Annotated in this window: 14 protein-coding genes; 11 read left to right on the top strand and 3 right to left on the bottom strand. The window is 63.3% G+C overall.

The genetic code is table 11. The features are described from left to right. Nucleotides 1–824 precede the first annotated feature (824 nt). Together QX051_RS22245 and QX051_RS22240 are read right to left on the bottom strand one after the other, a co-directional pair. Nucleotides 825–1,658 (bottom strand): IclR family transcriptional regulator, encoded by an 834-nt coding sequence (locus tag QX051_RS22245; RefSeq protein WP_315777591.1) that lies wholly within the window; start codon nt 1,656–1,658, stop codon nt 825–827. A 125-nt stretch (nt 1,659–1,783) separates the two neighbouring features. Then, complete coding sequence (locus QX051_RS22240) at nt 1,784–3,925, bottom strand: acetate--CoA ligase family protein (protein ID WP_315777590.1); 2,142 nt, start codon at nt 3,923–3,925, stop codon at nt 1,784–1,786. A gap of 226 nt (nt 3,926–4,151) precedes the next feature. Between QX051_RS22240 and QX051_RS22235 the strand changes: the two genes are divergently transcribed. The 4 genes from QX051_RS22235 (at nt 4,152) to QX051_RS22220 (ending at nt 9,529) form a co-directional block, all read left to right on the top strand. Further along, the gene (locus QX051_RS22235; RefSeq protein WP_409998125.1) at nt 4,152–4,847 is read left to right on the top strand and encodes a GntR family transcriptional regulator; all 696 of its coding nucleotides are present in this window, start codon (nt 4,152–4,154) and stop codon (nt 4,845–4,847) included. A gap of 61 nt (nt 4,848–4,908) precedes the next feature. Next, the gene (gene oxc, locus QX051_RS22230) at nt 4,909–6,642 is read left to right on the top strand and encodes an oxalyl-CoA decarboxylase (protein WP_315777589.1); all 1,734 of its coding nucleotides are present in this window, start codon (nt 4,909–4,911) and stop codon (nt 6,640–6,642) included. Nucleotides 6,643–6,707: 65 nt separating this feature from the next. Beyond that, complete coding sequence (gene frc, locus QX051_RS22225) at nt 6,708–7,985, top strand: formyl-CoA transferase (RefSeq protein WP_315777588.1); 1,278 nt, start codon at nt 6,708–6,710, stop codon at nt 7,983–7,985. Between the two features lie 716 nt (nt 7,986–8,701). Further along, entirely contained in the window at nt 8,702–9,529 is an 828-nt protein-coding gene (locus tag QX051_RS22220) for a hypothetical protein (RefSeq protein WP_315777587.1), read from the top strand. Between the two features lie 53 nt (nt 9,530–9,582). Here the strand turns inward: QX051_RS22220 and QX051_RS22215 are convergent, their stop codons facing one another. Further along, nucleotides 9,583–10,059, bottom strand: a complete 477-nt coding sequence (locus tag QX051_RS22215; protein ID WP_315777645.1) for a peptidoglycan-binding domain-containing protein — start codon at nt 10,057–10,059, stop codon at nt 9,583–9,585. 451 nt (nt 10,060–10,510) lie between these two features. On the opposite strand from QX051_RS22215, the gene QX051_RS22210 reads away from it, so the two are divergent. From QX051_RS22210 to QX051_RS22180, 7 genes are all read left to right on the top strand, one after another. Further along, nucleotides 10,511–10,648, top strand: a complete 138-nt coding sequence (locus QX051_RS22210) for a hypothetical protein (RefSeq protein ID WP_284420614.1) — start codon at nt 10,511–10,513, stop codon at nt 10,646–10,648. Between the two features lie 400 nt (nt 10,649–11,048). Next, nucleotides 11,049–12,035: a Bug family tripartite tricarboxylate transporter substrate binding protein gene (locus tag QX051_RS22205; RefSeq protein WP_409998124.1), complete on the top strand. Its 987-nt coding sequence runs from the start codon at nt 11,049–11,051 to the stop codon at nt 12,033–12,035. Nucleotides 12,036–12,044: 9 nt separating this feature from the next. After that, entirely contained in the window at nt 12,045–12,539 is a 495-nt protein-coding gene (locus QX051_RS22200; RefSeq protein WP_315739812.1) for a tripartite tricarboxylate transporter TctB family protein, read from the top strand. A 41-nt stretch (nt 12,540–12,580) separates the two neighbouring features. Next, complete coding sequence (locus tag QX051_RS22195) at nt 12,581–14,080, top strand: tripartite tricarboxylate transporter permease (protein WP_315739813.1); 1,500 nt, start codon at nt 12,581–12,583, stop codon at nt 14,078–14,080. A gap of 209 nt (nt 14,081–14,289) precedes the next feature. Then, a complete protein-coding gene (oxlT, locus tag QX051_RS22190; protein WP_315777586.1) occupies nt 14,290–15,576 on the top strand; it encodes an oxalate/formate MFS antiporter in 1,287 nt (428 codons plus the stop codon). Between the two features lie 242 nt (nt 15,577–15,818). Continuing rightward, complete coding sequence (gene oxlT, locus QX051_RS22185; protein WP_315777585.1) at nt 15,819–17,132, top strand: oxalate/formate MFS antiporter; 1,314 nt, start codon at nt 15,819–15,821, stop codon at nt 17,130–17,132. A 221-nt stretch (nt 17,133–17,353) separates the two neighbouring features. Next, entirely contained in the window at nt 17,354–17,773 is a 420-nt protein-coding gene (locus QX051_RS22180; RefSeq protein WP_172114347.1) for a CBS domain-containing protein, read from the top strand. Nucleotides 17,774–17,902 lie beyond the last annotated feature (129 nt).

Genomic DNA, 17,902 nt, shown 5'->3' with positions numbered 1-17,902 from the left:
CCTCCATTGTCCTCGGAGACGGACCGCAACATCGGATTGCCCAACGCTCGAGCCGACGAGCCAGGGAGCTCGGCAGCAACTCAGGCCGGGCCGAAGCGTCCTTACGGACGCTCCTTCACAACGCGGCAATGCTCACTGCTGCTACGGCGCGCAGACGCAGTTGCAGCCGGCTGCCGTGAGCGTCATGTGCGCCTTGTTGCCTTTGGTGCAATGGTCTTGCGTAAGGACGCAATGAGGTCCACGCGGGGAGGCACGCTTGACGGCTGTGCAAGTCCCCGGGCCCGGGGCCTGGGCGAATGCCGATTCGGAGACAAATAACAGGCCGAGGGCCAAGGCACCGATGATCGGAATGCTCCCGCCCCTCCTTCGCCGATGCCACGCAGTCAAGTGGTCGCCGTGGTTGGCTGACCGCGATTTCGTCCGCACATGAGTGGCCATATCAAGCTCCCTTCGTTTGCAAGGCCTTCATAATCAGGCCGCGGCTTCAGAACGTTGGCCGGCTTCAGGGCGAACAACATTTGTCATCGCCCGACACTCCAGCTTTGCGGGACGGTCGCACCGACGCCGCTTAGCCTAGTAAGTGCAACGGCAACTTTAAATTACATTTATTAGCGTAATATCATAGAGATTGCATATCGGCAACGAGCAGAAGCGCGAAATCGCTCAACGGCACGCGAGGAAAGGGTTGAGCTGAATTTGGGACAGAAGCCGCCCCAAGCGACGAACGAGGGAAGCATTCCGGTGATGGTGCACTCACCCCTCCGCCCGTGCGTTGGAGTCAGTTGCGCTGTCATCGAAACGTTGCACCCTGCCGAAACGTCCTGTTACGGAAACGTTCCGGCCGGCGGCGTCACGCCGCCGAGCGCCGCCGTGAGCTCGGCCGCGACATCCCGCACCATTGCTCCGATCACAGCCACCCGCTCATCGGTCAGCCGGCTCGCCAAGCCCGAGACCGAGATCGCCGCCAACGGCTCGCGGCAGGAATCGTGGACGACGGCGGCGATGCAGCGCAGGCCGATGCGCGCCTCCTCGTCGTCGACGGCATAGCCCTGACGCCTGACGGTCTCCAGCTCGCGGAACAGGTCGCTGGCGCGGATGATCGACTTCTCGGTCAGGCGTGGCATGCCCTGGCGGTGAATGATGCCGTTGACGTCGTCGTCGGAATAGGTCGCGAGCACCGCCTTGCCCATGCCGGAGGCGACCATTGCCAAGCGGCCGCCGACCTTGGTCAGCGAGCGCATGATTTCGCGGCTGTCGAGCCGCATCAGCACCATCAGCGATTCGTCGTCGACGACGGCGAGATTGGCGGTCTCGCGCGACTGGTCGCGCAGCCTTCGCAGATAGGGAATCGCCAGCGCGACGAAATTGCGCCGGCGGGTGAAGGTCGCGCCGACGGCGAAGCTCTGCGCGCCGACATGCCATTTCGACTCCATGCGGTCGAACTGCACGAAGCGGCGCTTTTCCAGCGTCGTCAGCAATCGATGGACGGTGGAGGTCGACAAGCCCGCACGCACGGCGAGATCGCTGAGGCGATAGCCTTCATCGTCCTCGGCGAGAATCTCAAGGATCTGCAGGGCGCGTCCGACGGATTGCACGCCGCCGTCGCGGGGCTCGGCCGCGGCATCTGCGCGGGACTCAATCGTCTTGCGACGGATCACGTGGCGCCTCTTTGCACCGTCATCGAAGGCGGCGCCGTTGCAGGACGGACGGATCTTGCTTGGGTATGCCTACAAAGAAAGTGCCGCTCCGGCGAGGGGCCGGAGCGGCATTCGCGTCAGATCAATCAGAGCAGACCGGCGCCGCGCGCCCACTTGTACTTGGCGCCGAGCACCTCGACCGGCAGCTCGGTCGAATAGGCATAGGCCGGGATGCCGTTCTGGTAGAGATATTCGGCGGCTTCCTCGACCTCGACGTCGCCGGCGAGCGAGGCGACGATCGGCTTGACGAAGCCCTTGGCCTCCATCTCCTTCTTCACCTCGACCATGTTGCGGGCGAACACCATCGGCGGGGTCACGATCGTGTGCCAGTAGCCAAGGATCAGCGCGTGGATGCGGTCGTCCGACAGGCCGAGCTTGACCGTGTTCACATAGGTGATCGGCGGCTCGCCACCGGTGATGTCGACCGGGTTGCCGGCGGCACCGAACGGCGGGATGAACTTGCGGAACGCGGCATCGAGATCCGCGGGCATCGCCATCAGCGACATGCCGTTGTCGACGACGGCGTCGGAGAGCAGCACGCCCGATCCGCCGGCGCCGGTGATGATGACGACGTTCTCACCCTTCGGCGTCGGCAGCACCGGCACGCCGCGGGCGAATTCGAGCAACTGGCGCAGCGAGCGGGCGCGGATGACGCCCGACTGCTTGAGCACGTCCTCGTAGATCTTGTCGTTGCCGGCAAGCGCGCCGGTGTGCGACGAGGCCGCCTTGGCGCCGGCCGAGGTGCGGCCGGCCTTGAGCACGATGACCGGCTTCTTCTTTGAGACGCGCTTGGCGGCTTCGGCGAAGGCACGGCCGTCCTTGAGGTCCTCGCAGTGCTGCGCGATCAAGTTGGTGTTGGGGTCCTGCTCGAAGAAGGCAAGCAGATCGTCCTCGTCGATGTCGGACTTGTTGCCGAGGCCGACGATCGCCGAGACGCCCATCTTGGCCGAGCGCGAGAAGCCGATGATCGCCATGCCGATGCCGCCCGACTGCGACGACAGCGCCGCGTGGCCCTTGACGTCGTAGGCCGTGCAGAAGGTCGCGCAGAGATTGGCCGGCGTGTAGTAGAAGCCGTAGATGTTCGGCCCCATCAGGCGGACGTTGTACTTCTTGCCGATCTCGACGATCTCGGCCTGCAGCTCGGGCTCGTTGGCTTCGGCAAAGCCCGAGGGAATCAGCACCGCGCCGGGGATCTGCTTCTCGCCGCATTCGATCAACGCGCCGGCGACGAACTTGGCGGGAATCGCGAACACCGCCGTGTCGATCACGCCGGCGACGTCCTTGACGCTCTTATAGGCCTTGTAGCCGAGGATCTCGGACGCCTTGGGATGGATCGGATAGATCTCGCCCTTGTAGCCGCCGTTGATCAGGTTCTTCATCACGGAGTTGCCGATCTTGCCGTCCTCGGCGGAGGCGCCGATCACGGCGATGGCCTTCGGCATCATGATCCGCTTCATCGCGGTCACGATTTCCTCGTTCGAGCGCGGCGCCGGACGCGGCTTGTAGTCGAAATCGACGACGATGCGGACGTCGGCGGCGATCGCGCCGTTCTTGGTCGCGAACACGGGGTTGAGGTCGAGCTCGACGATCTCCGGGAAATCGCTGACCAGCTGCGACACCTTGACGATGACGTCGGACAGCGCCTCGCGGCTGACCGCGTCGCCACCGCGCACGCCCTTCAGCATCTCATGCGCCTGGATGCCGTCGAGCATCGACAGGGCGTCTTCCTTGGTGGCGGGGGCGAGGCGGAATGTCACATCCTTCAGCACCTCGACCAGCACGCCGCCGAGGCCGAAGGCCACCAGCTTGCCGAACGATCCGTCGGTGATCGAACCGACGATCACCTCGGTCCCGCCGGTCAGCATCTGCTGTACCTGGATGCCTTCGATCTTGGCGTCGGCCTTGTACTTCTTCGCATTCGCGAGAATGGTCTCATACGCCTTCTGCGCGTCGTCAACGGTCTTGACGCCGACGATGACGCCGCCGGCTTCAGTCTTATGCAGAATGTCGGGCGATACGATCTTCATGACGACCGGGAAACCCATGTCGCCGGCCAGCTTGGCCGCCTCGGCGGCGGATTTGGCCAATCCCTCCTTCGGCACCGGAATGCCATAGGCGTCGCAGACCACCTTGCCTTCGGGGGCGGTGAGGCTGGTGCGCTTGTCGGCCTTCACCCGATCGAGCACTTCGCGGATCGTGGCCTTGGCGTTCGGGATGGCGTCAGACATTGGGGGCTTCCTCCTGGGGATTGGTCGTCGTTTATGGCATTTGGTATGCCAGAAGCAAACTTTGTCAAGCGCATCGAAGATGTGGAAACGCGGAAAAATCGGTCGCCTTGACAGTCTGGCATCTGGCATGCCAAAAATATTGGACGCAAAATGCTGTACACAGGCATCTCCCAAGGAGAGGAGATCGGTCTTGTCTACAGAGAAAACAAACAAGGCATTGCCCATCATGGCCGAGGCCGACATCGCGATCACTCGCATCGCCCCGGAGACGAGCTTCAAGAATAAGGCCTACGAGGCCTTGAAAGAAGCCATTCTCAAGATGGACATCTACGCGTCGCCCGAGCCGGTGATGCTCGACGAGCGCGCTCTGTCCGAGCGCCTCGGTGTCAGCCGCACGCCCATCCGCGAAGCGATCGCGATGCTGGAGCAGGACGGCTTCGTGAAGACCGTGCCGCGTCGTGGCATCGTCGTAGTGCGCCGGACCAAGACCGAAATCGTCGACATGATCCGCGCCTGGGCGGCGCTGGAGAGCATGGCGGCCCGCCTGATCACGACGATCGCGCGCAAGAAGGACATCAGCGCGCTGCGCGACTACTTCAAGGATTTCGGCAAGGACCGCCCGCCGCAGGAGCACATCGAGGAATATTCGAAGGCGAACATCGCGTTTCATCAGGCGCTGATCTCGCTGTCGGAATCGCCCGTGCTCGTCGACATGACCAACGACATCCTCCTTCACGTGCGCGGCTATCGCCAGCTCACGATCGGGCGCACCGATCGAATCGCAGCGTCCCTGCCCGAGCATCTGGCGATCATCGAGGCGCTGGAGGAACGCAACACCGAGCTCGCCGAGAAGCGCGCCCGTGATCATACGCTGGGCCTCGCGACCTATGTCGAGACGCACGGCCAGGAACTATTCAGCTGACAGGTTCAAACAGAAGAAGACGCCGCAAAGCGCCTTCACAGACGACCAGGGAGAGAGGCGCATGGCGCAGACTGCTGTTAAGACCGAGGCACCGGACACGCACGAGGAGCTCACGGACGGCTTTCATCTCGTCATCGACGCGATGAAGCTGAACGGGATCGACACGATCTACAACGTGCCGGGCATTCCGATCACCGACCTCGGTCGTATGGCGCAGGCTGAAGGCATTCGCGTGCTCTCCTTCCGTCACGAACAGAACGCCGGCTATGCCGCCGCGATCGCCGGCTTCCTCACCAAGAAGCCGGGCGTGTGCCTCACGGTCTCGGCTCCCGGCTTTCTCAACGGCCTCACGGCGCTGGCGCACGCCACCACCAACTGCTTCCCGATGATCCTGGTCTCCGGCTCGTCGGAGCGCGAGATCGTCGACCTGCAGCAGGGCGACTACGAAGAGATGGATCAGCTCGCGATCGCCAAGCCGCTGTGCAAGGCGGCGTTCCGCGTGCTGCACGCGCAGGACATCGGCATCGGCTTCGCCCGCGCGATCCGTGCCGCCGTCTCGGGCCGCCCCGGCGGCGTCTATCTCGACCTGCCGGCAAAACTGTTCGGCCAGGTGATGAATGCGCAGGCCGGCACAGCCTCGCTGGTCAAGGTGATCGATCCGGCCCCGGCGCAGATCCCCTCCCCCGACTCGGTGAAGCGCGCGCTCGATCTGTTGAAGAACGCGAAGCGCCCGCTGATCATCCTCGGCAAGGGCGCTGCCTATGCCCAGGCCGACGAGGCGATCAAGACCTTCGTCGAGAAGAGCGGCGCGCCGTTCCTGCCGATGAGCATGGCCAAGGGCCTGCTGCCCGACCTGCATCCGCAATGCGCCGGCGCCGCACGTTCCACCGTGCTGAAGGACGCCGACGTCGTCATGCTGATCGGCGCCCGCCTCAACTGGCTCTTGTCGCACGGCAAGGGCAAGAGCTGGGGCGAGCTACCTAAGAAGTTCATCCAGGTCGACATCGAGCCGAAGGAGATGGACTCCAACGTCGAGATCGCCGCCCCCGTGGTCGGCGACATCGGCTCGGTCGTCACGGCCTTCTCCGAGGCGATGGGCAGCAACTGGGCCAAGGCACCGGTCGAGTGGACCTCTTCGGTGCAGAAGAAGCGCGAGGACAACGTCGCCAAGATGGCGCCGCGGCTGATGAACAACAACTCGCCGATGGACTATCACGGCGCGCTCGGCGTGCTCCGCACCATCATCAAGGAGCGTCCGGACGCGATCCTGGTCAACGAGGGCGCCAACACGCTCGACCTCGCCCGCGGCGTGATCGACATGTACCAGCCGCGCAAGCGCCTGGACGTCGGCACCTGGGGCGTCATGGGCATCGGCATGGGCTCGGCCATCGCCGCCGCGGTCGAGACCGGTAAGCCGGTGCTGGCGATCGAGGGCGACAGCGCCTTCGGCTTCTCCGGCATGGAGGTCGAGACGATCTGCCGCTACAATCTTCCGATCTGCGTCGTCATCTTCAACAATGACGGCATCTATCGCGGCACCGACCAGAACTCGGCGGGCGACGATCCGGCGACCACCGTATTCGTCAAGGGCGCACGCTACGACAAGATGATGGAAGCCTTCGGCGGCGTCGGCGTCAACGCCACGTCTCCGGACGAGCTGAAGCGCGCCGTCAACGAAGCGATGGATTCCGGCAAGCCGACCCTGATCAATGCCGTGATCGATCCTGCTGCAGGATCCGAGAGCGGCCGCATCGGCAACCTCAATCCGCAGAGCGTGCTGACGAAGAAGAAGTAAGGCCACCCGCAAGACATCACCTGCCCGCGAGTTGCGGGATGACCATTCGTTACGGAGAGCAACACATGACCAAGGCGCTCGAGGGCGTTCGCATTCTCGACTTCACCCACGTCCAGTCCGGACCGACCTGCACCCAGCTGCTGGCCTGGTTCGGCGCCGACGTGATCAAGGTCGAGCGGCCGGGCGTGGGTGACATCACCCGCGGCCAGCTCCAGGACATCCCCAACGTGGACAGCCTCTATTTCACGATGCTGAACCACAACAAGCGGTCGATTACGCTCGACACCAAGAACCCCAAGGGCAAGGAGGTTCTGACCGAGCTGATCAAGAAGTGCGACGTGCTGGTCGAGAATTTCGGCCCCGGCGTGCTCGATCGCATGGGCTTCCCCTGGGAGAAGATCCAGGCGATCAACCCGAAGATGATCGTGGCGTCGATCAAGGGTTTTGGCCCTGGCCCCTACGAGGACTGCAAAGTCTACGAGAACGTCGCGCAGTGCACCGGCGGCGCCGCCTCGACCACCGGCTTCCGTGACGGCCTGCCGCTGGTCACCGGCGCGCAGATCGGCGATTCCGGCACCGGCCTGCACCTCGCGCTCGGCATCGTCACCGCGCTCTATCAGCGCACCCACTCCGGCAAGGGCCAGCGCGTCACCGCCGCGATGCAGGACGGCGTGCTCAACCTCTGCCGCGTCAAGCTGCGCGACCAGCAGCGCCTCGACCACGGTCCGCTCAAGGAATACAGCCAGTTCGGCGAGGGCGTGCCGTTCGGCGATGCCGTGCCGCGCGCCGGCAATGATTCCGGCGGTGGCCAGCCGGGCCGCATCTTGAAGTGCAAGGGCTGGGAGACCGACCCGAACGCCTACATCTACTTCATCACCCAGGCCCCGGTCTGGGAGAAGATCTGCGACGTGATCGGCGAGCCGACCTGGAAGACCGATCCGAACTACGCCAAGCCCGCCGCCCGCCTGCCGCGCCTGAACGAGATCTTCGGGCGGATCGAGCAGTGGACCATGACCAAGACCAAGTTCGAGGCCATGGACATCTTGAACGAGTTCGACATCCCCTGCGGCCCGATCCTGTCGATGAAGGAAATCGCCGAGGACGAGTCGCTGCGCAAGACCGGCACCCTGGTCGAGGTCGACCATCCGACCCGCGGCAAGTATCTCTCGGTCGGCAACCCGATCAAGCTGTCGGACAGCCCGGCCGACGTCACCCGCTCGCCGCTGCTCGGCGAGCACACCGACGAGGTCCTGCGCCAGGTGCTGGGCTTCAGCGACCACCAGGTCGCCGAAATCCACGACTCCGGCGCGGTCGATCCGCCGCGCAAGGAAGCCGCGGAGTAAAGGACGGACGCGGCGCGAACGCCGCACGTATGCGTTCCATCGACTCAAAGCCGCCGGCATCGCCCGGCGGCTTTTTGACTTTTGCGGTGAAAGATTGATGTCTCTTCCGCAGACACCGGCGGGGACCTTGGTCTCGGCCTGCGCTGCGGATCACCATTACGGGCCACGGCCGGCCTCAGGGTGAAGCGGACATGACGCATGTCGCCGACGTTTCGACCGTATAACCCAGAGCTGACCTTGGTCGCGACTTCATGTTAGTCTCGTGCGATCGAACACATTGCCAGACCCTCGGGCACGCTTGCAGACTGGCCGTGTCGGGCAATTCTGCCCCTTCTTTGCCGAAAAGCGAATTATGCGACATGTCGACAATGCGCGGCTGAAACAGCGCGCGAAACTCGTGGACGCCCAGCCGTCAGAGAGAGAATACATCCATTCTACACTACAGAACCGAGACCTACCGGCCAGGGAAAAAATTGAGCAAACACTATTGAACTTAGCCACCGCGCTTGGGCGAACGGTCGTAAGCCGAATCACGATCCGGGACGGCACGACCATGTATTCAGTTGATGGTTCGGCCTACCAGCGAGGTGCAAACGCTATCCTTGAGCTTTCGCGGGCGATCGTAGAATCTCGGGGCCAATGAACACCGGGTGCACTGTTAGCGAAACCATCGACTTCCGAAATGAAAGCGAGACGTCCGTTGAGGAGCCCTCCCAGTGGCCCATTGGTTTCAAAAAGGCTGGCTGCTCATTTCCCTGATGTCCGCCGTGCTTTCAGCGCCGACCGGCGTTGCACGTGCTCTGGACGACGCGAGTGACCGCGAGAGCTATGACCGTGCGGTCTCCTATTGCCGATCGATCTGGCCGCCGAGAGCCATGACGCTGAGCCCGGACAAGCGCATCATGTGTTTCGACACGACGATGCTTCCAGAAGTCGACGTATCACTGACGAAAGCACTCGAGCTTGGTGGGCTCTTCGTCATCCGCAGCACCGGCGGGAGGGAAGACAAAGCCCTCGAACTCGCCGATCTCATTCGCGAGCGGCATGCGACCGTTGTCGTCTATGACTACTGCTTCTCGGCCTGCGCCGAATTCATCATCACCGCTCCCGACCAAACTTACGTGCTCAAGGACGCCCTCGTTCTCTGGCATAATCCCCAAAGCAGCGACCCGGCCCATCCCTATTGTGCATTCCTCAAGACACCACGCGGCGGCGGTCCGAGGGGCTTGCGGCGTGGACCATGTCGCGAGGGAAGCGACACCGTCGAATACTCATCGGCGCGCCAAGCTCGGTTTCTTTGGGAGAGAGCCATCGATCCCTCGTCTGTGATGCCGCCCGACAGCATCTACGTGAGACGAAGAGTGGCCAGCCTCTACGCAGAGACAGGGGTGGATCACGATATCCTATGGACGCTCAACCCGAGATATTACCCGCGTCTCTTTAAGGCAAACATCGTCTTTGAAGCCTATCCACAAAGTCAGGAAGAGGTCGATGCGGTCGCGGCCCGATTGGGCATCACGGCGAAGATCATCTACGATCCATGAGCGCCGCAAGTGCCTGTCGGTCGGCAAAGCGGTCAAGCTGTCGGACAGCCCCATCACCTGCCGAATATTCCGCCCACCACGCGATGCATCGCGCCGCCGATCGCGCCGATCGGACCTCCCACATTCCGCTGATGTCGCGCGCGTCCCGTGCTGCGACGGGCCTGGCGGTCGGATTTGGCAGCCTCGGTGGCCGCGTCCATCAGCGCCTTGTGCTGGGCAGCATTGAGGAAGCCGGTCGCGGGGTAGCCGCGCTCCTCCTGCCAATGGACGAGGGCCGCGCGGGTCGAATCGTCGAACGTCCCGTTGATCTTGGTGCCGAACCCGAGCCGGGTCAGCCCTCGTTGCACGGCGCGACGCTTCGCCTTGGTGAGGCCGATCTGATTCTCGGCCTGCTGATTGGCGTCCTGGGCAGCGATCACGGTATCGGCGGGTGCCGACGCTTCACGAGGTGTGCTGCTCAGACCAGCGTGAGCGACCTGCGCGCTTCCGGCGATCGCCAGGATGGACAGTGCCAGGATCAAGGCGCGCATGGCCTTTCCTTCGCCCTCAGGTCTGCTGATGATACGTTTCGAGGAATACAGCGCGACGGACTGAACGATCAACATCCGGCGGCGCCACTCCGCTTCATTGCAGAGTAACTGCGGCCCGGGCAGCACAGTTCCCTCACCTCGGGCCGATTGTTCCGTCGCGTTGCACGCGGGGGCATCGACGAATGGGATGGCAGCTCTCAGCAGTCGCCGAGATACCCCGACTTTTGCCGGCTCGGTCCGCCAAGCAGGATCGAGCCGATCCGGTGCCCAGGTTGGGCGGCTCTTTCCATATGAAAATGCCGCCTTCGATAGGGAATTCAAATTGTAACATTCCTGCTGCAGCGCAAAATCCTCATACCGCCATGCAATATGATCCATTGTATCTGGCATCTGGTATACGTAAATTCTCCTCAGTCAGAACGTCCTACCGCCCAACTGATGGAGACAAACCATGGCCAAGACCGTCGCCCTCCCCCTCGTCAACTCCGTGTCCCTGTTCGGCCGCTTCCTGGCCGCCCTCGACCGCGTGCTGATGACCAGCGCCCGCGCCGCCAACCGCAACGGCGACCTGCCGTATTTCGGCCTCTGAGGCCGGCGCGCTTCGCGCGCGCAAGCAGCAGCGAAGCCCAATCAAGAGCCCCGGACCTCCGGGGCTTTTGCTTTTGCGACACCCCCGCGGCCTGCGACAAATTGGCCCCGTGAGCATCCCAACCGATCTCCTCAATTGCGGTCGGTCACCTCTTCATACCAAAATCAAATCGGTCGATTTGCTGCGGATGCACGTCTTGCTGCATGACCCAGGCCGCCACCACAACTTTTGGCTGCATGGGCCTTGCGAGAGTGTCCAAGGCCGGCGACGACCTGAAGCGCGTCACGGTGGAGGATGACACCAGCCGGACTCGACGGGTCAGTGGTTCGATTGGGCATAGCGGCCGGAAGAAGCCGTGCGGTCCGGGAATGAAGGGGAGAAAGCGTCGATGAAGCGTTCCATGCGCGTGGCCGTTGTGGCCGGCGTCGCCCTGATGGTGGGGCATATCCCGGCTCTGGCGGGATGGGAGCCCGTCCGGCCCGTCGAGTTCATCGTTCCGGCCGGAACCGGCGGCGGTGCCGACCAGATGGCTCGGACGATTCAGGGCATCGTCACCAAGCACAATCTGATGAAGCAGCCGCTGGTCGTCATCAACAAGTCCGGCGGTGCCGGTGGCGAAGGCTTCCTCGACGTCAAGGCGTCAGCCGGCAACCCCCACAAGATCATCATCACCCTGTCGAACCTGTTCACGACGCCGCTCGCGACCGGCATTCCGTTCAGCTGGAAGGACCTCACACCGGTCGCCATGCTGGCGCTCGACGAATTCGTGCTCTGGGTCAACGCCGACAAGCCCTACACAACCGCCAAGGACTACATCGACGCGGTCAAGCAAGGCGCGGGCATCCTCAAGATGGGCGGCACCGGCTCGAAGCAGGAAGACCAGATCATCACGGTAGCCATGGAGAAGGCGACCGGCGCCAAGTTCACCTACATCCCCTACAAGGGCGGTGGCGAAGTGGCCGTGCAACTGGTCGGCAACCACATCGACTCCACCGTCAACAATCCCATCGAAGCGGTGGCGCAATGGCGCGGCGGCAAGGTCAGGCCGCTCTGCGTGTTCGACGACAAGCCGATGGGCTACGGCGAGCAGATCACCGACGGCAAGGCCTGGAAGGACATTCCGACCTGCAAGTCGCAGGGCCTCGACATCGAATACCTGATGCTGCGCGGCATCTTCATGTCGCCGCGGGCCACCAAGGACCAGATCGAATACTATGTCGACCTGTTCAAGAAGGTGCGGGAAACCCCGGAATGGCAGGACTTCATGAAGACCGGCGCCTTCAACACCACCTTCATGACCGGTGCGGACTACGCGAAGTGGGTTGAGACCGAAGAGAAGCGTCACGAGCTCCTGATGAAGGAAGCCGGCTTCCTCGCCTCGAACTGAGCGGCTCGCATGAGAAGCCAGGGAGGATCCGCCGGGCCCAGCCACAAGGCGGTCGAACTCGGCGTCACGCTCGCGATCGCGCTGTTCGGGATCATCGTGATCCTCGGCAGCGTGAAGGCGGGGATCAATTGGGGCGCCGAGGGGCCGCGCGCGGGATTCTTCCCGTTCTACGTCGGCCTGTTCATCATCGCGGCGAGCGCGATGAATGTCCGCAACACGCTGCGCGAGGCTGACGGCAGCGTCTTCGCCGAATGGCGTCAGCTCCGCCAGGTCATGAGCGTGGTGGTGCCGACGGCGATCTATGTCGGCGCCCTGCCCTTCACCGGTCTGTACGTCGCCTCCATGATCTTCATCGCCTGGTTCATGCGTTGGCTTGGCAAATATGGCTGGCTCACGGTGGCGGCGGTCGCGATCGGAATGCCGGTGGTGACCTATCTGATCTTCGAGCGCTGGTTCATGGTCCCACTGCCCAAGGGGCCGGTCGAGGATTGGCTCGGACTCTGACACGAAAACTCATCCGCTGAGGGTTGCAGGACCAAGCTGTCATGGAAGAACTCGCCAATCTGTTTCACGGCTTCGCAGTCGCGCTCCAGCCCTTCAACATCATGGTGATGATCCTCGGGATCGTGCTCGGGGTGATCATCGGCGTGCTGCCGGGATTGGGCGGCGCCAACGGCGTCGCGATCCTGCTGCCGCTGACCTTCAGCATGCCGCCGACCTCGGCCATCATCATGCTGTCCTGCATTTATTGGGGTGCCTTGTTCGGCGGCGCCATCACCTCGATCCTGTTCAACATACCCGGCGAACCATGGTCGGTCGCGACCACGTTCGACGGCTACCCGATGGCGCAGCAGGGCAAGGCCGGCGAGGCGCTCACGGCAGCGTTCACCTCGTCCTTCGTCGGCGCGCTGTTCGCGGTCATCATGATCACGCTGATCGCGCCGCTGGTGGCCGGCTTCGCGCTTCAGTTCGGCCCGGCCGAGAAATTCGCCGTCTACTTCCTCGCCTTCTGCAGCTTCGTCGGCCTGAGCAAGGAGCCGCCGTTCAAGACGATCGCGGCGATGATGATCGGCTTCGCGCTCGCGGCCGTCGGCCTGGATTCCATCACCGGCCAGCTCCGGCTCACCTTCGGCATCACCGAGCTGCTCAACGGTTTCGACTTCCTGATCGCCGTGATCGGCCTGTTCGGCATCGGCGAGATCCTGCTGACGATGGAGGAAGGCCTGAGCTTCCGCGGCGGCAATGCCAAGATCAATCTGCGGGTGGTGCTGCACACCTGGAAGGAGATGCCGGCGTATTGGCTGACGTCGCTGCGCTCCTGCGTGATCGGCTGCTGGATGGGCATCACCCCCGCCGGCGCGACACCGGCGTCGTTCATGAGCTACGGCATCGCCAAGCGCCTCTCCAAGCGCGGCAAGAATTTCGGCCGTGGCGAGATCGAGGGCGTCGTCGCGCCGGAGACGGCGGCCCATGCGGCGGGCACGGCGGCGCTGCTGCCGATGCTGTCACTCGGCGTGCCCGGCTCCCCCACGGCGGCGGTGCTGCTCGGCGGCCTCTTGATCTGGGGCCTCCAGCCCGGCCCGATGCTGTTCGTCGAGCAGAAGGAATTCGTCTGGGGCCTGATCGCCTCGATGTATCTCGGCAACCTCGCCGGCCTGCTCGTCGTGCTGACCTGCGTGCCGGTCTTCGCGGCGATCCTGCGCATTCCCTTCAGCATCATCGCCCCGCTCATCCTGGTGCTCTGTGCGATCGGCGCCTATTCGGTGCACAGCAGCACGTTCGACGTCGTGCTGATGCTGGTGTTCGGCGTGCTCGGCTATCTGTTCAAGAAGTGCGGCTATCCGCTCGCGCCGCTGGTGCTCGCCATCGTGCTCGGCGACAAGGCCGAGGAGGCCTTCCGGCAGTCGCTGCTGGGATCCCAGGGATCGCTCGCGATATTCTTCTCCAACGGACTGGTCGGCACCATCATGGCGCTCGGGTTGATCGCGCTGTTCTGGTCGGCGATCCAGCAGGGCTACAACCGGTTGCGGGCCGTCGCCGCATAAACTCGCCCCTACTCCGATAGTTGAGCTACAAATATCCTCTGCTGCGTCGTATTGTCGCTGCAGCGATTTGCCTTGCTTCTACAGGGTTTTTTCGTCGATCGCTGGGCTACCAGCGAGCACGGGGTCGATGAATCCGCTTGTCTATTGGCATATCATATACCAAACTCCGCATAGCTGTTAGGACAAAAATAGACAGCCCTGGAGGAAACATGACGGACTTGGCTCACGCGGGGGCGCCCGCATCTGCAAGAGTAAGCGACGCCTATCGCTGGACGCAGCTCGCGGTTGGCGTCCTGGCGATGGTGATGATCGCCAACTATCAATATGGCTGGACCTTCTTCGTCCCGGATATCGCCAAGACGTTCGGCTGGGATCGCGCCTCGATCCAGTGGGCCTTCACCCTGTTCGTGCTGTTCGAAACCTGGCTCGTGCCGGTCGAGGGCTGGTTCGTCGACAAATACGGCCCGCGCATCGTCGTGCTCGTCGGCGGCGTGCTCTGCGCGATCGGCTGGATGATCAACGCCTACGCCACCTCGCTCAACGGCTACTATCTCGGCATGATCATCGCGGGCATCGGCGCCGGCGGCGTCTACGGCACCTGCGTCGGCAACGCGCTGAAGTGGTTTCCGGACAAGCGCGGCCTCGCGGCAGGCATCACGGCAGCCGGCTTCGGCGCCGGCTCGGCGCTGACAGTCGCGCCGATCCAGGCTATGATCCGCGACTCCGGCTTTCAGACCACCTTCCTGTATTTCGGTCTCGGCCAGGGCATCATCATCGTCATCCTCGCCTTCTTCCTGTTCGCGCCCAAAGAAGGCCAGGTGCCGGCCGTTGCTCAGAACACGAACCTGGTGCAGAGCCGTCGCAACTACAACCCGACCGAAGTGATCCGTCAGCCGATTTTCTGGCTGATGTACTTCATGTTCGTGATCGTCGGCGCCGGCGGCCTGATGGTGACGGCCAACCTCAAGCCGATCGCCGGCGACTGGAAGGTCGACAACATTCCGGTGACGCTGATCGGCATGACCATGACGGCGGTGACTTTCGCAGCCACCATCGACCGCGTGCTGAACGGCCTGACGCGTCCGTTCTTCGGCTGGATCTCCGACAACATCGGCCGCGAGAACACGATGTTCATCGCGTTCGGCATGGAAGGCATCGGCATCTGGGCGCTGTACATGCTGGGCCATGATCCGGTGTGGTTCGTGATCCTCTCCGGCTTCGTGTTCTTCGCCTGGGGTGAGATCTATTCGCTCTTCCCCTCGACCTGCACCGACACGTTCGGCACCAAGTTCGCCACCACCAATGCCGGCCTGCTCTACACCGCCAAGGGCACGGCCGCGCTGCTGGTGCCGATCGCGAACTACATGCAGCAATCGAGCGGCAACTGGGATCGCGTCTTCATCATCGCGGCCGGCGCCAACATCCTGGCATCGATCCTCGCGATCGCGGTGCTCAAGCCCTGGCGGAGGGTCGTGGTGCAGAAATCGATGCTCTGACGCATCCCTTCGCGCTGCAACAAAAATAAAAAGAACGCTTCCAGATTGACGACGCTCGGCATTTTGCCGAGCGTTTTCTTTTGCTTGGCGGACGATTTCGGTCTCGCTGCAAAGCAACATGTCGCACCCTGTGTCGCAGGCCATATTGCGGACTGGAATATATTATACCAGAATGGTTCGGTGCGCAGATGAGGAGCGCGCTTGCAGCGGCATCCTCCAAGAGAGCGCGTTTGGGAGGACACATGGTTTCCGGCACAGAGGCAACACCGCCTGTCCAGGCACAGTCCAGCGGCTTCCGCTGGATCCAGCTCGCAATGGGCATCGTCTGCATGGCGATGATCGCCAACCTGCAATATGGCTGGACGCTGTTCGTCGATCCGATCGACGCGAAGTTTCACTGGGGTCGCACGGCGATCCAGCTCGCCTTCACGATCTTCGTCGTCACCGAAACCTGGCTCGTGCCGGTCGAGGCCTGGTTCGTCGACAAATACGGTCCGCGCGTCGTCATCATGTTCGGCGGCGTCATGATCTCGCTAGCCTGGATGCTGAACTCCTACGCCGACTCGCTCACCCTGCTCTACGCCGGCGCCGTCATCGGCGGCATCGGCGCCGGTGCGGTGTACGGCACCTGCGTCGGCAACGCGTTGAAATGGTTTCCCGACCGCCGCGGCCTCGCCGCTGGCGCCACCGCCGCGGGCTTCGGCGCCGGCGCCGCGCTGACCGTGGTGCCGATCGCCAGCATGATCGCCTCGAGCGGCTATCAGAGCGCCTTCTTCACCTTCGGCATCGGCCAGGGGCTGGTCGTGTTCGTGCTCGCGATCTTCCTGCGGCCGCCGACGGTTGCGGCGCCGACCCGCAAGAAGCAGCTCAATCTGCCGCAGAGCAAGATCGACTACACGCCGCCGCAGGTGCTGCGCACGCCGATCTTCTGGATCATGTATCTGGTGTTCGTCATGGTGGCCTCCGGCGGCCTGATGACCGCCGCCCAGATCGCCCCGATCGCCCACGACTTCAAGATCGCCAACGAGCCGGTGACGCTCGCCGGCTTCCAGATGGCGGCGCTGACGTTTGCGATCTCGCTCGATCGAATCTTCGACGGCTTCGGCCGCCCTGTGTTCGGCTGGATCTCCGACACGATCGGTCGCGAGCACACCATGTTCATTGCCTTCGGCACGGCCGCTTTGATGCTGCTGACGTTGTCGAGCTACGGGCACAACCCGATCGTGTTCGTGCTCGCGACCGCCGTCTATTTCGGCGTGTTCGGCGAAATCTACAGCCTGTTTCCGGCGACCTCGGGCGATACGTTCGGCAGCAAATACGCCGCGACCAACAACGGCATGCTCTACACCGCGAAGGGCACCGCCTCGCTGCTGGTCCCGCTCGCGAGCCTCGTCTCCGCAAAATATGGCTGGCAGGCCGTGTTCGTGATCGGCGTCGGGCTGAACGCGACGGCCGCATTGATGGCGCTGTTCGTGATCAAGCCGCTGCGCCGCGCCTTCATCCTCGGCAAGGAGCCGGTTACCGAGCCGGTGACGCAGGACGCCCGGATGGCGTGACGCCACTGTTTCTTCCCGCGACTTCAGGAGGCGCACCACGGTGCGCCTCTTTTTTTTGCGCCGGGGCAGGACGCTGGCGCGTCATATCCGGCAGCTCCGGCAGTGTCGCTGACGTGTTTTTTCGGTGGCCGAGCGCACGAAAAGCCGTCAAACCCGATTGACTTCTGGCATAACGTATACCAGACTTCCCTCCGTTCACTATCAACAAACGGGAGGGTGCCATGAAAGTCGGAGACATCCTGCGCAACAAGACGGCGCGCGTGATCACGGTGCGAATGAACGAGACCGTCGGCGTCGCGGCGCAGCTGATGCGCGCCAGCAATGTCAGCGCCCTCGTCGTCAAGGACGTCGTCCGCACCGAAGGCAACACCGCGGCCGGCATGTTCACCGAACGCGACGTCGTACGCGCCATCGCCGAGCATGGCGCCGCCGGCGTCAACCTGAAGGTCTCGCAGTTGATCTCGCCGCAGCGGCTGATCTCCTGCAGCACCGAGGATACGCTCGAGCACGTGCGGCACCTGATGAACGTGCACCACATCCGCCACCTCCCCGTCATCGTCGACTTCGCGCTCGCCGGCGTCATCAGCATGCGCGATGTCTCCAGCGCCTTCGACGAAGCGGAAGCTCCGGTCGCCGCCTGACGCGTCCAGCCCGGTCAGCGGAACCGGTTCATGACTAAGAGAGTCTTGTCGGAGCAGCGCGCCGCCTGTTAGGCGGTGCGCAGAGAGGAGCGGCACATTAAGGTCGCCGCTCTTGCCGACCCGACAGGA

This window comes from Bradyrhizobium sp. SZCCHNR1053 (assembly GCF_032381235.1).
Taxonomy (GTDB): Bacteria; Pseudomonadota; Alphaproteobacteria; order Rhizobiales; family Xanthobacteraceae; genus Bradyrhizobium.
This window is presented reverse-complemented; position numbering and strand designations above follow the sequence as displayed.